This window comes from Alicyclobacillus acidocaldarius subsp. acidocaldarius Tc-4-1 (genome assembly GCF_000219875.1).
GTDB lineage: Bacteria > Bacillota > Bacilli > Alicyclobacillales > Alicyclobacillaceae > Alicyclobacillus > Alicyclobacillus acidocaldarius_A.
Genome location: NC_017167.1, coordinates 2,270,550 through 2,289,028, shown reverse-complemented (window position 1 = coordinate 2,289,028; position 18,479 = coordinate 2,270,550). Strand labels below are relative to the sequence as shown.

At 60.2% G+C, this 18,479-nt stretch carries 23 protein-coding genes; all 23 read left to right on the top strand.

The window, feature by feature from the left end:
- Positions 1–4: 4 nt before the first annotated feature.
- On the top strand, positions 5–805 hold the full coding sequence (locus TC41_RS11105; RefSeq protein WP_014465146.1) for a GGDEF domain-containing protein: 801 nt from the start codon (positions 5–7) through the stop codon (positions 803–805).
- Entirely contained in the window at positions 792–1,694 is a 903-nt protein-coding gene (locus tag TC41_RS11100; protein WP_193352807.1) for an HD-GYP domain-containing protein, read from the top strand. Before TC41_RS11105 ends, TC41_RS11100 begins: the two co-directional genes overlap by 14 nt.
- Positions 1,695–1,697: 3 nt before the next feature.
- A complete protein-coding gene (locus TC41_RS11095) occupies positions 1,698–2,555 on the top strand; it encodes a type II secretion system F family protein (RefSeq protein WP_014465144.1) in 858 nt (285 codons plus the stop codon).
- Between the two features lie 74 nt (positions 2,556–2,629).
- The gene (locus TC41_RS11090; RefSeq protein ID WP_041695373.1) at positions 2,630–2,842 is read left to right on the top strand and encodes a hypothetical protein; all 213 of its coding nucleotides are present in this window, start codon (positions 2,630–2,632) and stop codon (positions 2,840–2,842) included.
- Positions 2,843–2,867: 25 nt separating this feature from the next.
- The gene (locus tag TC41_RS11085) at positions 2,868–3,170 is read left to right on the top strand and encodes a hypothetical protein (protein WP_081462326.1); all 303 of its coding nucleotides are present in this window, start codon (positions 2,868–2,870) and stop codon (positions 3,168–3,170) included.
- An 86-nt stretch (positions 3,171–3,256) separates the two neighbouring features.
- Positions 3,257–3,703, top strand: coding sequence for a hypothetical protein (locus TC41_RS11080; RefSeq protein WP_041695371.1), 447 nt, complete (start codon positions 3,257–3,259; stop codon positions 3,701–3,703).
- A gap of 14 nt (positions 3,704–3,717) precedes the next feature.
- The gene (locus tag TC41_RS11075) at positions 3,718–4,176 is read left to right on the top strand and encodes a hypothetical protein (protein WP_014465140.1); all 459 of its coding nucleotides are present in this window, start codon (positions 3,718–3,720) and stop codon (positions 4,174–4,176) included.
- Entirely contained in the window at positions 4,173–4,790 is a 618-nt protein-coding gene (locus TC41_RS11070) for a methyltransferase family protein (protein ID WP_014465139.1), read from the top strand. The genes TC41_RS11075 and TC41_RS11070 overlap by 4 nt, the downstream gene beginning before the upstream one ends.
- A gap of 2 nt (positions 4,791–4,792) precedes the next feature.
- Positions 4,793–7,216 carry an ATP-binding protein gene (locus TC41_RS11065; protein WP_237700113.1) on the top strand — a complete coding sequence of 808 codons (2,424 nt, stop codon included), beginning with the start codon at positions 4,793–4,795 and terminating at the stop codon, positions 7,214–7,216.
- Between the two features lie 67 nt (positions 7,217–7,283).
- On the top strand, positions 7,284–7,604 hold the full coding sequence (locus tag TC41_RS11060) for a hypothetical protein (protein ID WP_014465137.1): 321 nt from the start codon (positions 7,284–7,286) through the stop codon (positions 7,602–7,604).
- Between the two features lie 116 nt (positions 7,605–7,720).
- On the top strand, positions 7,721–8,326 hold the full coding sequence (locus TC41_RS11055) for a replication-relaxation family protein (protein WP_237699920.1): 606 nt from the start codon (positions 7,721–7,723) through the stop codon (positions 8,324–8,326).
- A gap of 80 nt (positions 8,327–8,406) precedes the next feature.
- The gene (locus tag TC41_RS11050; protein ID WP_148260182.1) at positions 8,407–8,871 is read left to right on the top strand and encodes a hypothetical protein; all 465 of its coding nucleotides are present in this window, start codon (positions 8,407–8,409) and stop codon (positions 8,869–8,871) included.
- Between the two features lie 90 nt (positions 8,872–8,961).
- The gene (locus tag TC41_RS11045) at positions 8,962–9,903 is read left to right on the top strand and encodes an Ig-like domain-containing protein (RefSeq protein ID WP_237699919.1); all 942 of its coding nucleotides are present in this window, start codon (positions 8,962–8,964) and stop codon (positions 9,901–9,903) included.
- Positions 9,904–9,983: 80 nt separating this feature from the next.
- Positions 9,984–10,256, top strand: a complete 273-nt coding sequence (locus tag TC41_RS11040) for an HU family DNA-binding protein (RefSeq protein ID WP_014465133.1) — start codon at positions 9,984–9,986, stop codon at positions 10,254–10,256.
- On the top strand, positions 10,256–11,197 hold the full coding sequence (locus TC41_RS11035) for a hypothetical protein (protein WP_014465132.1): 942 nt from the start codon (positions 10,256–10,258) through the stop codon (positions 11,195–11,197). The genes TC41_RS11040 and TC41_RS11035 overlap by 1 nt, the downstream gene beginning before the upstream one ends.
- Before the next feature lie 18 nt (positions 11,198–11,215).
- On the top strand, positions 11,216–12,445 hold the full coding sequence (locus TC41_RS11030; protein WP_014465131.1) for an AAA family ATPase: 1,230 nt from the start codon (positions 11,216–11,218) through the stop codon (positions 12,443–12,445).
- A gap of 39 nt (positions 12,446–12,484) precedes the next feature.
- Entirely contained in the window at positions 12,485–12,943 is a 459-nt protein-coding gene (locus TC41_RS11025) for a hypothetical protein (RefSeq protein WP_041695206.1), read from the top strand.
- A gap of 24 nt (positions 12,944–12,967) precedes the next feature.
- Positions 12,968–13,978: a ParM/StbA family protein gene (locus tag TC41_RS11020; RefSeq protein WP_193352806.1), complete on the top strand. Its 1,011-nt coding sequence runs from the start codon at positions 12,968–12,970 to the stop codon at positions 13,976–13,978.
- Between the two features lie 4 nt (positions 13,979–13,982).
- Entirely contained in the window at positions 13,983–14,588 is a 606-nt protein-coding gene (locus tag TC41_RS11015) for an EAL domain-containing protein (RefSeq protein ID WP_014465129.1), read from the top strand.
- Positions 14,585–15,085, top strand: coding sequence for a hypothetical protein (locus TC41_RS11010; protein WP_014465128.1), 501 nt, complete (start codon positions 14,585–14,587; stop codon positions 15,083–15,085). The genes TC41_RS11015 and TC41_RS11010 overlap by 4 nt, the downstream gene beginning before the upstream one ends.
- Positions 15,069–16,235, top strand: a complete 1,167-nt coding sequence (locus TC41_RS11005) for a ParA family protein (protein WP_014465127.1) — start codon at positions 15,069–15,071, stop codon at positions 16,233–16,235. Before TC41_RS11010 ends, TC41_RS11005 begins: the two co-directional genes overlap by 17 nt.
- A complete protein-coding gene (locus tag TC41_RS11000; RefSeq protein WP_014465126.1) occupies positions 16,225–17,070 on the top strand; it encodes an SAF domain-containing protein in 846 nt (281 codons plus the stop codon). Before TC41_RS11005 ends, TC41_RS11000 begins: the two co-directional genes overlap by 11 nt.
- 10 nt (positions 17,071–17,080) lie before the next feature.
- The gene (locus tag TC41_RS10995) at positions 17,081–18,469 is read left to right on the top strand and encodes a CpaF family protein (RefSeq protein ID WP_014465125.1); all 1,389 of its coding nucleotides are present in this window, start codon (positions 17,081–17,083) and stop codon (positions 18,467–18,469) included.
- Positions 18,470–18,479: the final 10 nt, after the last annotated feature.

Here is an 18,479-nt window from a genome sequence, read left to right as displayed (position 1 = left end):
GAGCATGCTAGAAGCCTATGTCCGTTTTCTTCAGCGCCTCGCCCAAGGTGCATCCTGGCGCGACGCGCACATGCAGTTTTGGCTCGATATGCGGGCATTCGGCGTGGAGGTCGAAACGCCAGACGGGGTGTTTGAGCGCGGCGTGACCACGGGGTCGCCGGCATGGAAATCCCTGCTTCGTGTCCGCGAGCTCCCCTGTGCGGACGGCCTCTATCGAGTCTACTTTCGCGGGGACCCGACACCGGAAGAGGAGCAGGCCGTTGAATTTGTCTTGGCGGCGGACAGTCTTCTTCACGACCACGAACGCTTGAAGCAGGAAGCCACGCACGACCCATTGACGGGATGCTTGAACCGCAAGGGGCTGCAAGAATGGTTTGAACGTCGGCAACGGCGGTACAACAACCTCGAATTTGTGCTGGTGCTCATGGACTTTGACAAGTTCAAGTGCCTGAACGACACCCAGGGCCATGCGAAGGGGGACGAGGCGCTGTGCGCGATTGCGCAAGCGCTCCAAGCCGAGAAGCGTGCGTCGGATGTCTTGGCTCGACTGGGCGGGGACGAGTTTGTACTCATCTTTGAAGCGTGCGCGTGTCATGAAGGCATGGTGGATCGGTTGAGGCAACTCAAAGCGCGCTTGCCGCTCGAACAGTATGGCCTCGACATTACATTTGGCACGGCGTGCTTTCCCAAGCACGGGGAGACCTTGGAACAACTGCTGGCGCACGCCGATTTGCATCTCTATCACGGCAAACATCGCGGCGGTGGCGAGATCGTGTGGGGGGACAGCGCCCATGGTGGAGCTTGAGATCGGGCAGGACGGCGCGATTGCAGCGGTTCGAGGCAACCTGGACGAACTCTTGGACTTTGCGCCCGACGAGATAAGGGGGGTGCCGAGCGCCTTTTTGCATCCGCAGATCACGGAAGCGGGCCTTCACACGCTCTGGGTTCGGCGCAGGAATGGCGATCGGGCGCTGCTCCATGCATTTTCCATCCCTCACGACACGCACACGCAAGTGTATCTCGCGCATGTGTTCGAGCAAGACACCATCCAGGTGAAGCTCGCCTACCAATCGGCGCTCTTTCGCGGTCTCGCGTTTGCAGCGGAGTACGGGGACCCTGAACTGCTAAACCATTTGTCGCGAGTCGAACGATACACGATCTGGATCGCCGAAGAGGCACTACGCTGGGAGCAGCCCGATGTGTCCCGCATTACCCTGGCTGCCTATGTCCACGATGTCGGGAAGTCGGCGATCCCGCGCGAAATCCTGTATAAGCCCGCCAAGCTGACCCCGGAAGAGTACAAGCTGGTGCAGACGCACACCCAAAAGGGGCGCGACGTGTTGGAAGAGGTCGAAAGCTATATTCAACAGGAGAACGCTTGGCTGTATGACGAGAAAAGCTGGCGGTGGGCCAAGGAAGTCGCACTCCATCATCATGAAAACTGGGACGGTACCGGCTACCCCACGGGCGCGGCGGGCGAAGAGATCCCGCTGGTGGCGCGGGTGGTCAAACTGGTGGACGTGCTGGATGCGCTCTTGGAGGCGAGGCCCTACAAAGAGGGGTGGCCGCCGGAGCAGGTCAAGCGCGAGATCGACCAAAAGAAGGGCGTTGAATTCGATCCCCATCTCGCGGAGTGGTTGCTCGCGCAGGACTGGGCGTTCGTGCAAAACATTGCGACGGGAAAGAAGGGATAGTCGATGGCGTATGCGCTCGGTGTGCTGATGGCCCTTGCGGTGCTCATCGGCGTGGTCGGGACGTACCTCGCCGATCAGGAACAGGAGCGCCTGTTCCGTCAGTCCGTGCACGGTACGTTTCGGCGTCCGAAGCCCAAGCAAGGGTTTCTCGAAAGCCTGCATCAAAACTTGGTGTTTTTCGCGCGAGAGATCGGACATCCCGAGTGGGCGGACCTTGCGTATCGCGTGTCCTTCGCCATGCCGGTGCTGGTGTTGGCGTTGTTTCTGCTCCTCGGCCTCTACTGGGCTTTTCCATTCGCGGCGTTCGCGTTTTTTCTACCCTACGTGTATCTGAGTCGCCTATATAAGCGTGCACGGCTTCTGCTGAAGAAGCAGTTGCGTCAAGCGCGTCTGTTGATTGCGCTGCTCACGGAGGCGGGCGCGCCGATCGAACGCGGGATTCTGGCAGCGGAATCGGTCGCGAATTATCCGTTGAAGCCGTATCTTCGTGACGTGTGCATCGCGATCGGCGCGGCGGAGGGTATGGAAAACGTCTCGATGCGTGTGGAGACGGTAGTGGAAGCGTTTATGACCATGGCGGAGCGCCTGCGCTTGCCGGAGGCTACGCAGTTCGCGCAGCTTTTGTCGCAAGCGACACGGTATCACACGCCGCTTGTGGACATGATGCTGACGTCGCTTGAAATCGAGGAACGCATCCGCGATGCGGAGGCCGAACATCTCCACAATTCGGCGGTGGCTAAGATCGGCCTCATCTCCACGTTGGGGATGGGGATTCCGGTCTTCGGCTATATCTTCTTCGCGGTCCTGTCGTACGCGATGAAACTCTTCGCGAGTGGTTTTGGCGTCGGGATCGCGTTTTGAGTTCGTTTTTGCATGACACCCCTCCTAGGGATAGGAGGGTTTTTTAATGCCCTCGGAAGGGAGTGTGAAGTCTCATGCAACGCCTCCTCAGTTGCGTGATTCGCAGCCCCACGTTTTGGCGTGGGCGTCGAGCCGGGACGGGCAGCACGATTAACCTGGTGAGCATCTTCTGGATGATCGCCGGGGTCGGCATGGCGACCGGTACGGCTCTGTTGTTGTCGAACACGCTGCAGCACGGCGTTGTTCCTGCGGCGTTGAAGGCGTTTATGGCGATGTTTGGTTCGTAAACCAACGAAAGGGGAATCTGTGAACATGACCACACGGGTACGTTCGCACTTGCTGCGCTGGCGAAAGGCAGGCCCCGAACAGTCGAACTTGAATCGAACCCTCTTCATGATCTTCGGGATCCTGCTTACGATCGCTCTGTTCACGGTGCTTGGGGTGTTGCTCTTCCACGGATTCAACGCCGCCAAGTCCTCTGGGGAGAACGCGCTGAACTCGATCACGCAAAGCTCGGGGACGGCGTCTTCGGGCGGCTATTCGGCCGATTACTCGGGGAACGGCAACTTCACGCTGCCGAACTTCAGCTCGACGTCGGGAAGCACGGGATCGTGAAGTGACGAAGGGTGGGCGTGACCATGCGCTCACCCTTTTTTTGGAGGAACGGAGTTTTTGGACGGCGGGTCTGGAGGTGAGTGCGCATGAGATGGTTACGAGGCGGTACGGGCGTCAGTACGTTGTTCGCAGGACTGGTGACCACGGGGGTCGGGTTGGTGATCCTGGGTCTGATTCTGACCTTCACGTCCTTGATTCACGTCCGGAGCATCCTCGTGACGGCTGCGGAGAACGGCGCGCGGGTGGCGGCGATTACCGGAGATGCGTCTGCGGCGGAGCAAGCGGTTGAAGACACGCTGCAAGCCTCGGGGTTGCCGCTTACTTACAACGGGCAAACCCTATGGAGCGTTTCGTCCACGGAAGTGAGCGCGGATGTGTCGACACCCGAGGCACAAGTGACGGTGCAATACGATGCGCCGTTTTTGTTTCCGGATCTGTTGGCGGCGATTGGTGCACCGAACAGTTTCCCAGCGACGATCCCGATGTCCGTCACCGCCTCAGATGTCAACGAAGCGTACTTCACCTCCAGTTGAGGAGGCGAACTCTCTTGGCCGTAGCCGAACTGTTCAAAGGGCTGGTCTATACCACGATCGGGTTGCTGCTCTTTACGGTCATGATGACGTTCGGGGCCACAGTGGCTGGATATTTCGAGTTGCGCGCCGCAGCGGAGGCGGCAGCGTGGTCAGCGCAGTCGCAGATTCAACAGGAAGTGGTCAACTCATCGGGGGTACAGGGCTATTTCACGACGACACTGCAGACCGTCGGGGATCCTGTACAAGCTGCGCAGCAACAGTTTGAAGCCAGCGCACAAAGTGAACATCTGTCCAACCTGTTTGACAACCTTCAAGAGAACGCCATCGTGAACAACGAAGAAGTCACCGTCACCGTAAGCGGTACGTTCCATGTGCCGTGGATCCAGGAAGCGACCCAGGCGATCTTCGGCGGAGCGTTCACCACGGATTTTCAGGTGCCAATGACGGTCAGCGTCACCGGGGGAAGTGCATGATGTTGCGCATCGGTGTTCAGGCGTTTGCGGCAGGCGTTCTTCTTTGGAACGCTTGGCGATTGGGGCATGTGCCACCCTTTTGGCCGTTTGCGGCGTTACTCGTCGTCGAAGCTATGATGCTCCTTTGGAACTTGAGCCAACGTCCCAAGGAGATCCATCGCGGCTGGTGGGCATGGGCGGCGTCCGTTGGGATCGTTGTGTTTCCGGTGGTTGTGGCGTTTTGGGTTCACGGCCCGATTCATGAATCTTTGTGGCGTTTCGGTCTCTCCTATAGTCTGCAACTCCTGGCGCTGTTGCTTGAGGTATGGGCGCTCACTGCGCTTCGGCTCTGTTTCTCGCAACTCGCCGAGGCGCATTGTGTGGTGCGAAGCGGACCTTATCGTTATGTTCGCCATCCGTTGTATCTCGCGTATTGCATTGGGATGTTCGGAAGCTGTATCGGTGTGAACCGACCGGTATTGTGGGGGCTTTGGTTACTGTTTGTGGGTATGGAGGTCTTGCGGGCGCGAGCGGAGGAAGAAGTGCTGGCAGGCGTGTTTCCGACTTACCGGGTGTACCAGACGGAAACGGGCATGTGGTTTCCGCGTTGGCGAGGAGGCGGTGCGCGTTGCTGAATGTGGAACACACCCTCATGGGCGTGGCGGCAGTGGGGCTTGGAGCCGCCGCAGGCTATGGCGTATGGCGGGACAAGGACAAAGTGCAGGCGGAGCGCAAACGTTACGAAGGACAGCCCAAAGCGCTCATTCCCCGCAGTCACCACACGTATGACCTGCGCGAAGCCAGCGCTTGGTTGGCGCGTCTCTCGCATTTTCGCCGCACAAAAGCCGAGCGTCGGAACAAAGGCCCGGTTTGGTTCCGCCTGCGCATCGAGAAAGACACAAACGGCGAGGTTTGGTTCTGGCTCATCGTGCCGGAAGATCGCGAGCAAGGCGTGAAGGGGACGCTTTCGCCCACGTTGGAGCTGCACGAAGTGCCAGAAGAACGAAAACCGACCATCCGCCTGAACCCGAAGGTGCGGATGGAGGTCACCGCGAGGCACGCGCTCTTGCCGTTTGCGCGAGATGACAAGCGGGATCCGCTGGTGACGCTCCTTCGGGCGATGGGCAAGAACACGGCAGTCGAAATCGCGTTCAGCCCCATGGAGGAGGGCGAGGCGTTACGGCGGGTGAAGCGGGAACATCAGCGCCTTGATCCCGAACTGCGTCAATCCGGGGCGAATCCGTGGGCCAAGATCGCGGCGGATACAGCGGCGGAACTCGGTGCGGCGTTCACGGGCAAATCCGCCAACAAAGGGGCAACTTCCAAACCCCAAAAGCCGCGAGTGCTTCCACACCAAAAGCGGCAGATTGGCGGGATCGTGCAACGGTACGAAGAGTTAAGCGACCTGTTTCACGTCACCATGCGCTTTGAGGGCGACGAGAAGCATCGGGCGCAGCCGTTCTTTCAAGGGATGCTCGGCGCCTTGCGGGATCTGGCGGCGGAAAATCAACTCGTAGCCTCGAAATCCCTGAAGCCGTTTGTCATGTCGGCGGATGAATTGGCGCAACTCGTGCATGTGCCGTCTCCAGAAACCTGGCCGCAGATGCCGATCATTCGAGAGCACGCAAAAACACTGAGAGACGACGAATTTGCAGAAGGCGTGGCCATTGGCTATCTGCGTCACCCGACGCAAGCCTCGCGGTTGGTGCGCATCCCGTATGCACAATTCACGCGCCACTTCCTGATGACGGGCATGACGGGCGCCGGGAAATCGACGACGCTCATGTTCTTGCTGCAGTCGATTTTGGACGACTGGGTGCAACAGACGCCTGGGAATCCCAAGCCTGGACTCACGCTCATAGACCCGGCGGCGGAAACGACGCTCATCTTCCTGTCCCGTCTCCAAGCCGCGCTGCCGAAGGACAGCCCGCTTTGGAAGAAAGTCCATTATATCTCGTTTTCCAATCGCGACTATCCTGTGGCGCTGAATCTGTTGCAAGTCCTGACAACGGAGGCCATTGTGGCGACATTGAGCAAAGCGTACGGCGGCGGCGCGCGCATCGACGAGATCATCGACATGTGTGTGCAGGCGTTCAAGGAAGACGACGAAGTACAGCACGTCCTCGCCGGCATGATCCCGATGTTGAAAGACGAGAACTGGCGGCTGCAAGTCCTGCGCCGGCTGAAATCACCCTTGGTGCGCACGTACTGGGAGCAGACGTTCCCGGCGCAAGCGAAAAACCCCGACTACTACGCGCCGGTCGAACGCCGCCTGCGTCCCTTCGTGACGAGCAGTACCGCCCTTTACTTCGGGCAACCGGAGTACGCCTTGCCGATTCGCGAGTGGATGGATGAAGGACATATTTTGCTCATTGACGTGAAGGCGCTGAGTGGAGAACTCATGAGCCTCATCATGGGCGGGCTCATCGAGCAATACTACCAGATCGCGCTGACACGCCCAGAAAGCACGTCACTCACGCATTTCCTGCTGGTCGATGAGTGTCACCGCGTGCAGACCGACATCATGGCCAAGATCATCGCCGAGACGCGCAAGTTTGGGCTGTCACTCGGTATGATCACGCAGTCGGTGGAGCAATTCAGCGGGGAACTCAAAAAGGCGATCAAGGACGTGCTGGGGAACTTCTTCTCGCTCCGCGTGGGTGCGGACAGCGCGCGGATCATGGCGGACTTGACGCAAGGACATTTCACGCCGGAGTACCTGCGCGCGCTCCCGGACAACGTGGCTGCGGTGTACACGATTGTCGGTGGCAAGGCGCACTCCTGCGAAACACAAGCGCCGCCGCCGGATGTGTATGAAGGCTTTGCGCCCAACGCCAAAGTCGTGAATTTCTTCGACAAGCCCGCTCTTCGGAAGCGGTATGAGGAGCTTCGCGCGTTCGGGTATGAGCTGCAGCAGGAGCTGGGGCGTCCGGCGGCCGAAGCGGAAGAGCGACTGAACTTTTACCTGGAGAACGGGTATTGGCCGGATGAGGACGCGAGGGTGCAGAAGATGAAACGCAAGCGCACGAGAGGACTCACGGCCGATGAGTTGTATGGATGAGCGCCGTTCCCGTCATGGGACGGCGCTTTGCCTTACACCACTCCCTTAGACAAGGAAGGAATCTGCGATGTCCCAAGAATCGCAAGCGTGGCGTGCGAAGCCGTACACGCTCCACATTTACATCCGCGATCCAACACTCATTGCTTGGATCGAACGTCTACCAAAGCGCCAACGGTCTCGGGCCATCGAAGCGATGCTGCGGCGGGGACTCGATCGCTCGGAGCCTGAGCGCCCGAGTGCGGACATGGAGGATTGGGTCAAGCGCATTGCGGATGAGGTGCTGAAGGGGCTGCAGGAGCACAAGGGCGTTGTGGCTATACAACAGCCACAACCAACGGTTCCGCGCAACCCGGTGACGGCGTTCTTGCAGAGGTGGGATCTGGATTGATTTTGTCGTGGCGAGATAGCGAGTTTCCGCCCGAACAAAAATTGTTGGGTGTGGTGTATGACGCGGGCGTGATTCTGCGCTCGGATGTCTTGTTTCTCTTGGATTGGAGCGAATTCATGCTTCAGAAGTATCTCTTTCGAGCGAGAAATTCGCATGATGACCCCTTGCTTCGCGGGATCTGGGCCAAAGGGCATGAAGGAAGACGATATGCGTTGGTCTTAACAGCGCCCGGCGTGCGATATGTCCATCACATGTTGGGAATCGAAAGCAAAGTGGTCGTGATGGATGCACAGTGGGGGCACGCGCTGGGGCTGAACGCGATCCTCATGCGCTATCTGCACAGGCACGGATTTGACGGTGTCCGATGGTTCAACACGCGAGAAGCAACCGATGAGCTCTGGTTTTTACGCAAGTTCGCGACGGGGGCACCCGACACAGAACTCCGCGCTTCGGCCATTCGCCCGGACGCAGCCTTGCGCACCGCCGAGGGTTTTTGGTGGGTGGAGTTTGACAATGCCACCGAAAGCTCCAGACAGCTATGGCGAAAATATCAGATGTATATCACCAACCTCAGCGTGTTGGACGAGTCCTTTCGCAAGGTGGTGTGGGTCACCAAAAACGAGGCGCGACGACGGGCTATGGAAATGATATGGACGAAATTCTCGGAAAGCAACGTTCAAATGCAATTCTTTGTGGAGGGGGGCGAGGTCTTTGAAGCGTGAAAACGGCGTAAAAACATTGTCCAAAATCCGTAAGATTTCCGTCGGGTGGATTCAGGAATAAAACAAGGAGAGAGCTGGATTTGAAAGCTGAACTTGGTCTGGACATCAACATGATCCTTATGTTGTGCATCTTTGTGATATGCGCCGTCACGGACGTGCTCTACCGCCGCGTCAGCGAAACCGTCCTTATCCTCGGCGCTGTCGCCATCCTCGTGGCCGATGTGGACTGCCGCGCCCCTTGGTGGCTGCTTCTTGCCTTGGTGCTATCGGGCGTGAGTCTCGGCGGTCTCTGGTGGATGGTGGATCGTGACCACGCGCTCGGGGATGCGGAGATGGTCGGGGTGATGGGGCTGGGTCTCGGTGTCCTGGCGCTCGTGCCCCTGTTTCTCGCCCTGCTCCTGGCCTTGGTAACCCGACCCCTTTGGCCTGTGTTGGCAGGCCCTCAAGTCAACGCTGAAGAACGCCCGTTGGCTCCAATGGGCGTGTATTTTTTCTTGGGGTTGGTCTGCACCATTCTAGCAAGTATGGCGGTTTTACGGCCATAAACGAGAGGTGAACAGCCGATGTGGCGCTGGCGACGTGCAGGACCGGAAAACATGATGCCACGCATCCTGATTCTGATCTTTGCGATTCTCATGACAGGAGCAGGAGTGGCCGTATACTGGGTGTTGACAGCTCACGGCAGTTCGCAGGCCACACAAACGCTGGATAGTGACGCCTATGAACTGTGGGGACAGCACAGCCCGGCATACACCGTCTCCATCAACGAGGGCAATGCGGTGGTTTCGGAGACGGGTGTCATCGGGATGACGCTCTCGCTCACGGGCAATCCCACACAGCTTCTGGTCGGGCAGACAGCCACGTTGACGGGGAGCGCGAGCGAATCGACCAACGGATATACTCTCGGCATCTATGACGAGTCGACGGGGCAGTGGGTCACGGGTGGCAGCGAACAAACGATCTCAGCCAGTGTGAACCAACAAACGCCGGGAACCCATACCTACGTGTTGTACCTTGGGACGCCGGGTGGAGCGCCGATCCAGTCGTCGTCACCCGTGCAGATCACGTGGGAGGCGTACCAAGTCAGCATCCAAGCTTCACCGTCTCCGGCCGATATCGGTCAGACCATCACCGTGAGCGGGCAGGTCACGGCTGGCGGCAGCGGCGTGCCGAATATCCCTGTGTCGTTGCAGGCAAGCGGCGGGAACTTGGCAGCGGCCAACGTCACGACCAATGCGCAGGGGCAGTGGTCGACGACGTTTTCGGCGACGACACCGGGCACTTACACGCTCACGGCGACCGTCTATGGTCAAAGTACGACCACAACCGTACAGGTTCAGGGCGCCACGGCGGTGACACTCACGGCAACGCCGGTTTCCACCGCGCCGGGCAACACGACGGTGACGCTCACCGCACAGGCCAACGCACCCCTTGCGCCGAATCAGACGCTGTCAATTGTGGATGTGACGACGGGGCAGACGATCGCCGGGCCGTCCAATCAGCAGACCCTTACGACGACGTACACGCTGTCGCAGGGGGCGACGAACCAATTTGTCGCGTACCTGAACACGAACTGAGCCGCCTTCGGGCGGCTTTTTTTCGTTTTGTCTTACACCCCGCCTATGGATGAGGCCCATGTCGAAAGGAGCGAGTCAGCATGACGAAGACGGAGTTGGTCGCGGAAATCGCAGCGAGGACAGGTTTGAAGCAATCCCAGGTATGGCAAACCCTCAATTCTCTCTGTGAAGTCGCGACGGAGCGATTGCAGGCGGGCGAGGACGTAGCCTTGCCTCCACTGGGCAAGTTTCGCTACGTGGTGCGCGCCGCGCGGCAGGGGCGGAATCCGAAAACGGGTGAAACCATCGAAATCCCCGAAAAAGCGACGGTGCGCTTCCTGCCGTCAAGCGCGCTGAAGGGACGTGTGAATTGATGCGGGTGTACCTGGCATTGGGGGACGCCGCCGCGGAAGCGTGGATTCGTGCCACGCTTCCCTCGGTGGAGTGGGTGGACGACTTCGACGGTGCAGACCTGGCGCTCGTGACCCAATTGGCATCGGCCAAGGCGGCGCTGCAGGCACGGGTGCCTGTGAAACTGGTGGCGGGGACCCAGCAGATCGCCCGGAAGGCACGGCGACTCGGGCTTTCGGATGATCGCGTGATGGTGGTGCCGGTTCTCGATCGGCTGACGGCGGCGCATGTGCTTGCGTTTATGGTGCGCGATCTGGAGGCTCCGCCTGTCCGCTATACACCCGCGCCGTTCAAGGTGCAGGTGGTGTCGAGCCGACAGGCAGGCGGGACGTTTCTGGCCTGGAACCTGTTCCACGTGCTTGTGTCTCGCGGAGTGAAAGCGAAGCTTCTCAGCGCTTCCAGTGCCAGCCCGCTGGCGACGTGGGTATCGCCGCCTTACCGAGACATGGTGTTCGGCGCTATCGAGGCGGGTGGCGGAGAGGTCTGGGTGATCGACACGTCCGACACCACGGTGCAGCTCGATGTGGACGCCGTGATCCTGGTGCAGGACTGCGATCCCGCGAAGGCCCTTCCTGCACTGAACGATGACACGTATTGGCTCGTAGTGAACCGCGTGCCGTACGGGCTTGAAGTGGGTTCGGAAGCGCACATGGTCATCCCCGATTTTGGCGCAGCGGCGTATGAGGCCATGACGACCGGGGTTCCGGTGGCTGCCAAGCACACCTCGTTCGCCTCGGCCTTGTGGGAACTTTGGCTGGCCATCGATCAGTACGAACGCCACATCCGACTCGAAGTTGCACTAGAACACGAAGAAGCTGCTCCTGAAGCCCACGTGGGTTTTGTCATGGACGATGAAACGGCCGACGGCGAAGCCGAACCCGTCGGCTTCGTCTTGGATGAGTAAGGGGGGTGAAGGGACCTCATGCTGGCGCTTCTTTGTGCGAACGGAGCGGAGGAGATCCTGGCGCAGTGCGAGGGGATCTTGGAGGTTCGGCTCATGACAGCGATGAGCGAGTTACGGAAATACGCGGCCACAGGGTATGTGGATGGGATCTTGGTGGACGCCCGGCTGGGTGTGACCGCCGCCATACGCGAGCGGTTGCCCCAGATCCCGGTGTATGAATTCACGGCGCCGTTTGATCTGGCGGCGGTCATGCGCTGGGAGGAGCAACTGCGCACGCAGAGGAGCGCGCCCCTGGACTCGTCATCTGTTCCAGAGACGACGGTGACGAAAACTTCGGAGCCTGCGCCCTCTGTGCCTACGCCGCCCGTGTCGGAGGATCCACCGCAACCGAGTGTCCAACCAATGGCCGCTCCTCAAGTCGAGCGTCCGGTGACGCCAACCGTGTCCGAACCGTCTGTGGCGCCTCACAATCCAGTCGAAACGCTTCGGCACACCACGACCCCCGTCGTGCGCCGACGCACCGTGCCCGTGCTCATGCTCGATAGCCCCAAGGGTGGCGCGGGGCGCTCGACGCTCGGCGCGCACACCGCGTATTACGCCGCTTTGCGCGGGAAGCGCGTCGCGGTGATTGACCTTGACGTCAACGGCGACATCGCGCAAAAGTTCGGCTTTGCCGATGCCGAGGATGTGCGCGGTTGGCGCGGCGGATCGGTGGAGGAGGCTGTGCGAGATGGGGTGTGTTTATTGCACGAGTCCGGACTTCACATCTTCCCGTCGCCGCAAAGCCCCGAAGTGGTGCTTCAGTCACCGGACGATGCGGAGTATCTGGTGAACCTGTGCCTCGAAGAGATGGATGCGGTACTGCTTGACATGCCGCAGGGCTGGACCCCGATCCATCAGGCGGTGTTGCCGTATACCACGAAAGTCATGCTGGTGGTCAACCCCGCCGTCGACCAGTTAGCCAGAATCCAGGAACATGCAGACAAACTCGCGTTCTCGGGCCTAGACGCGTCTGGGGTGTCGGCCTTCGTCAACAAGTCCAAGCGTGTGCGTGCGGATGAACGCGCGATGCGGCAGTATCTGACGCCCTACACTGTGCGCGCTGTGGTTCCGTTTGATCCCACGATCGATAAACGAGGCGGACTGAACGGCAAACGCATTGTGCAGGCGATGAAGCCGTTTTGGGATGAAGTGTTTGAGTTTTCGGCAGTCAAAGCCAAACGCCGTTGGTTCGGCGCGCGCGCTTAATGCCATGCAGTCCTCATTTGGTTAAGGGAGGAGCGAGACATGAAACGGGCCGTCCTTAGTGCATGGATTGGTGGAGCGTGGCTGTTGGCGTTTGCCCCCGTCGCAAGCGCGCAAACGGTTCAAAGCAACACCGTTACGGTCACGGCGGGGCATTACGTGCAAACGGGAACACAAACCGTGCCGGAAACAGTTGAGGTACCGGAAGAGCAATGCCAGAATGTGCAAGTTCAAACCGGGGCTCAAACAGGACAGTGCGCGATGGGGTACTACACGTTCTATCAAAATGGAGTGCTTGAAGGAACTACCTTCAATTATTGCCCCGAAGATGCATCGCTGACGTATGTAACAACTTCCTACGGTAGTAATGGATACGCATATGTTTATAACTATTCAATTCCGATTTATACCACAGAGCAAGAGTGCCAGACCGTTTACATCCAACAGACCCAATACGTTTCGCAGCCGGTCTACTCGTGGGTTCCAACGAGCGTGTCCTGATGCGTGATGAGAGGGGAGAAACCGATGATTGTGGGTGTGGATCTGGGGTACGGGTGGATCAAAGCCACGAACGGGGAGCGCCAAGTGCGCTTCCCGGCTTTGGTGTGCGATGCGCACGATCTCCTCATGCGCGACGTCTTCCAGGCGCCGGAGTATGAAGCGCACCTCGAAACGGCATCTGGCGCTCGGCGGGTGTTTGTCGGGGAACTGGCGCGGCGCGAAGGGGTGACGGCGCTCAATCTGGCAACGAAGAAGTACGAGGACGCGGATACGGAGGCCCTGTGGCTGGTGACGCTCTCACTCCTGGCGCAGGAAGGAGAGCCGCTGCATGTCGTGACCGGCCTGCCGCTCGCGCACTTCGAATCGCAACGGGAAGCGTTGAAGGAGCGCCTGCTGCATCTGCGCGGACGAGTGACCGTGCAGGATCGAACCATGGAGGTCGCGCCGCAAAGCGTGCGCGTGATCCCGCAGGCAATGGGCGCGATGATCGGCACTCTGCTCGATCCGGTCACGATGGAGCTCCGCAATCCGGCTTGGATCGAGCAAGGAGGCTATCTGTTGCTGGTGGACGTGGGCACGCGCACCACGGGCTTTGTCACGTTTGAAACGCAACCGGAGCTTCGGCTCATCAGCCGCTTGTCGGATTCGGTGGACGTCGGGGTGCACGACTTGTACCTGGCGCTTGCCGGGATCTTCCGCCAGCGCACGGGGGAGACACCGCCGCTCACCGATCCCCTCTACGATGAACTCTACGCGCGCGGCGAGGTGTACTACGGCGGGCACACGGTCTCGGTGGAACCAGAGCGGTCGAAGCACATCGAGCGCATGGGGCAGCTCATCGCGCGGCGCATCCAAGAGCATCTGGGGGCGGATGGGTTGAAGCGCATCCACACGGTGTTCCTTGCGGGCGGTGGGTATCGCATGACGCAGGGCGTGTTGCAACGGATGTTCCCGCACGTCCATCTGGTGCCGGACCCGCAAATGGCGAACGCCGAAGGATATCGCCTCTACGGCCTGACGCGGATCGGAGGTTGAGGACATGACGCTGCGGAAGCAATCGATTGTGCGCATTCCAGGACACGAACTGTATGGATACGAACTGCTATTGGCACACCCCAAAGACACGCTGGGCCTGATGGCGGAGGCGGGACTTCTCGGGGATCTTGACCGATACATTCTCGAAACGGCGCGAAGTCTCGCCAGGACGGAGCGTACCCGCATTTTCGTCAACGCGACGTCGGAGCTTCTCTCGAAACAGCGCCTGCCGTTTTCAGAATGCGACGATCTCTCAGGCGTCGTGCTGGAGATCACCGAGCGCAGCCGCCTCGATATGGAGGCGGTTGCTGCGTATTTGGCCCCGTTTCGCGCGCGCGGGCTGGAGGTGGCGCTCGATGATTTCGGCACCGGTTTTAACGGGCTGTCGCGCTGGGGCACGCTGCGCCCGGATTACATCAAAGTCGCCCTGACGAACGAGATGGCGCACTTTTTTCCCTTGTTGCGGCGCGCGGCGGAAGAGCTTGAAGCCACCATCATCGCGGAGCGCGTGGAGACGCCGGGGCAGGAGCGTTGGCTACGGGAACTCGGGATCGGGTTCGGCCAGGGATTTCTGTACGGGAAGCCGACGCCCGTGGTGACGGCCTCATGAAGATCGTCGGGTTTGCAGGATTCGCGAAAAGCTTTTTGGCTTGGAACCTCGCGGGTGCCGTCGAGTCGAGCGTGATCTACGCCGACCCTCGCGCGCCGTATCGCGTCTGGAATCGCCATATCCGCATCTACGAGCACTGGCTCGACGTCAAACGCCTGCAACCGTCGCCTGCCTTGGTGTGCGTGGATCACGAGGAGTCCGACGTGACGCCGGAAGTCGTGGTGTACGGCGTGACACCGGATTTGGCGCGCGTGCAAGCCGCGATACACACCTTGCAACAGGCGTCGCGCCCCACTGTGTTGGTGCTTGTGGGCTACGAAGACACCGGGGTGCCGTGGATTTTCCCGGCTGAATTTCGACCGACGCTCATCCTCCCGTGGGACATGCGTCAAGCCACCTGCGCGCTGGTCGGGGCACCGCTGACACGCCGCGATCCAACGTGGCGGGTCAAGTTCGAGACGTTGTGGAGGGAGATACAACATGTGGCTTCTATGTGACCACGACCCGATTCGCGGCGAGCGGTTGCACCGATACCTGGACAAACAGAACGTCCCTTCGCAGATTGCCACCAAGGAAGACGAGATCCCGGAGGCGTCCTCCGCGTACAAGCTCGCCTTGTTTCTGGGTGAGTGGAATCCGGCGACGGTGCGGCGCGTGAAAGAGACGCTGGGGGTCTCGGTCCTCTACTGCACCGCCGAGAACGTGCGCCCGGAACGGTTTGAGGAACTGCGGCAACAGGGGTATGACGACGTGGTGCCGTACCCGCCGGCCGTCGATTACGTGCGGCACTGGGAGCGCACGGCCTCAGACGAGGAACGTGGCGGAACCACCGCGCTCGAAAAGCTCGTGGCGGGGCGGCGCAAACGCTCCTATACGGAACTTCGTGAAACCGCGCCGTTCGCGCCGCCGTCTACGCCGATCACGCGGAAGGCGAAGGTGATTTGCATCACGGGGGTCAAGGGCGGAGTCGGCAAGACGACCACGGCTGTCCTCCTCGCCAATGCGCTGGTGGCGAAAAGGAAGCGGATTGTGGTGGCGGAGCTCGACCCTTACGGGAATCTCGCAAATCTGTTCCGCCTGGAGCGCACGGTCACGACGGATCGGTATGAGACTTTGCCGGATGCGCTCACCGAGCCCGAGTTGGAGCAAAACATGCTCAGGACCCCAGCGGGATGGTGGCTTATTCCCAAAGGGGATCGACCGCTTGGGTTGAGCAAAGACGGCGTATCCCGGCTGATCCACTTGGTGGGGATGTACGCCGACGTTCTGATCGTGGACACGCATGCCGGGCACCTCGTTTCCACGGTCATCGCCATGCGCGAGGCGGATGTGGTGTTGGGGATCACGACGACCGACCGCACGACGTGGACGGATCTACGCGCCTTTCTCCAAATGAGTGAGCGCCCGGCCTATCTCGTGCTGAACCGCGTCCGGGAACGCCCGCGTAAAGCGGCGTCTGTGGGCGCGTTTTTACAGCGGGAAATCGGCTTTCGGGTTGCGGCCATCGTCCACGAAGACGACACGCTCTATCGCCGGGTACAACAGGGTTTGACGCCGCTTGGCTCCCGGAAGACCAACACTAAGATCCACCAACTTGTGAACACGCTCTCGATCATCTCAAAGGAGGCGAAACCTCGTGAAGCGTAGTGCGTTTTTGTTGACCGGTGTTGGCCTTGCGCTGGCTGCGGGCGCACTCTTCGCTGTGGGCTATCGCCTGACCACGGCGACGGTGCCGGTCCTCACAGCCAGCACAGCTATCCCGGCGGACACTCCCGTGCAGGCGGATGAACTGACCACCACGCGCGTCCCCAGGCACTTCGCGGAGCAGGCTGGGCTTATCACTGATCCGCCCTCTGCGCTCGTCGGACACTATCTGTCGGTCTCGACAGTGCCCGGCGAGCCGATCAGTGCGAACATGATCTCCACGACGAACGATCTGCAGGCCCTCCTCAATCAGTACACCGCCGCCCACGGAGAACAGGGTGTGCTGATGGACTTCACGGCGAATACGGCGCTGGCGAACTTGGTGGAGCCGGGGCAGACGATCGCGATCACCGTCACGCCCCAGGGACAGGGCGCAGTGCCCCAGCTCTATCCGGTGTATGTGCTGTCGGTGTCGGTGCCGCAGCCAAGCAACAACTCGTCTCTGGGCGGTTCGTCCTCGTCGTCGAAGGTGATCTATCTCTTCATCCCGATGTCGGAGTATGACGCCGTATCGTCGGCGATCCTGTCGGGAAGCGCCCATGTGGTCTTTCTGCCGAGCGGCATGACGCTGCCGAACGTGTCATCTCCATCGTCTGCGCCGTCGACATCCACGGTGCCGTCCGCATCGTCTGCGTCGTCCAACGCAATATCCGGTACAAACAGCAACCCCACGGCGCCGGTCATGCCGGGCAGCACGCACATCTCGACTTCTTCATCGACACCCGCCACGCCGTCGCCATCGGTGCAGCACAAAGCAGTCCAACCCAAGCACAAATGAGGTGATTTGCATGTCCGTCAATGTGCGAGACATCGAACAAATACAGCAGCATATGGAACAGATGCTCAAGGGTGATCCGCGGGAAGACCAGGAAGGGTTCTACGAAGAAGTCAACCAATATCACAAACGACTCATGGAGGCCATTCGCCGGAGGCAGGAATGGTGGCGGGATCTCCCGCCCCGCCGCGCGGCGTATGCGTATCTCGGCAAGGTGGCGGGTGAAGTCGGCATCCCGCCCAAGTACCGCGAGTACGTCATCACGATGGCGCTGAACGATATGTACTCGTATGGGAAAATTCAGCATCTTATCGACGATCCGCTGGTCTCCGACATCCAGGTGTATGGAGACCACTTCACGTTCTACACCAAGGCGGGGAAGCGGCATATCTCCACGGAAGGCTTCATGACGAACGAAGAGGTCTACGCCTTCGTGCAGAAGAAGCTCTCCGGGACGAATTACCGCTTTGATATGACGAACCCGTCCACCGACGCCATTCTTCCGGACGGGTATCGGATGCACGTGGTCGGCGGCCCGGCGGGCTGGACGCTGCCTGAGGACGAAGACGGCAGGCGACTCGAAAAGGACTGCCTGATCGTCACGATCCGCAAACCCCTCCGGAACTTCACGCTGGAGGAACTGCGCGACCTGCACACCTTCGACGACCTGATCTTGCTCTTCTTCCAGTGGATGCAACGCCTCGCGCGGTCGTTTGTCGTGGTCGGCGGCACCGGGTCCTCGAAGTCGACGCTGATGGCCGCGCTCCTCGGCTTGGTGCCGAAGGACAGGCTGTCGTGCATCATCGAGGAGATGCCGGAGCTTCAGCCGCTCTGCGCCTGGGCCGCTAGACTCTACGAGCGCGCGCCGAACGCGGAAGGCCGAGGCGCTGTGCGGATGGCGCAGCAGATCGTCAACACCTTGCGGATGATGTTCGACAACGTCTATATCGGCGAGGTGCGAACGACGCCTGTCATCTGGGAATACTTTCAGGCCGCAGCGACCGTCACGTACCAAACGGGCACGACATTGCACGTAGCGGGCTTCGCACACGCGGGCGCGGCGATCCGGCGCATGGCGGCGCTTTTGTCCAGTCATGAGTCTCGGCCCACCCCAGCCATGGTGGGCGATCTCATCACGATGGGCGTGCGCCATATCATCAGCATGCGGTCGGTGCCGGAGAAAGGCGGCAAGCGCGTGGTCGAAATCGCCGAGGTGCTGCCGTATGAACCGCGCGAGCAGCGCATTCCGTATGTCGTGATCGCGAAATGGGATCCGCGCAAGGACACTTGGGCCTTCCATGGCATCACGGAGCAAATGGTGGAAGAAGCCAGTCTTCTGGGGCATACGATTGCCGAACTTCCGATCCAGACTCATCCCAACGTGCAGTACGTGTATCTCTGATAGGGAGGAG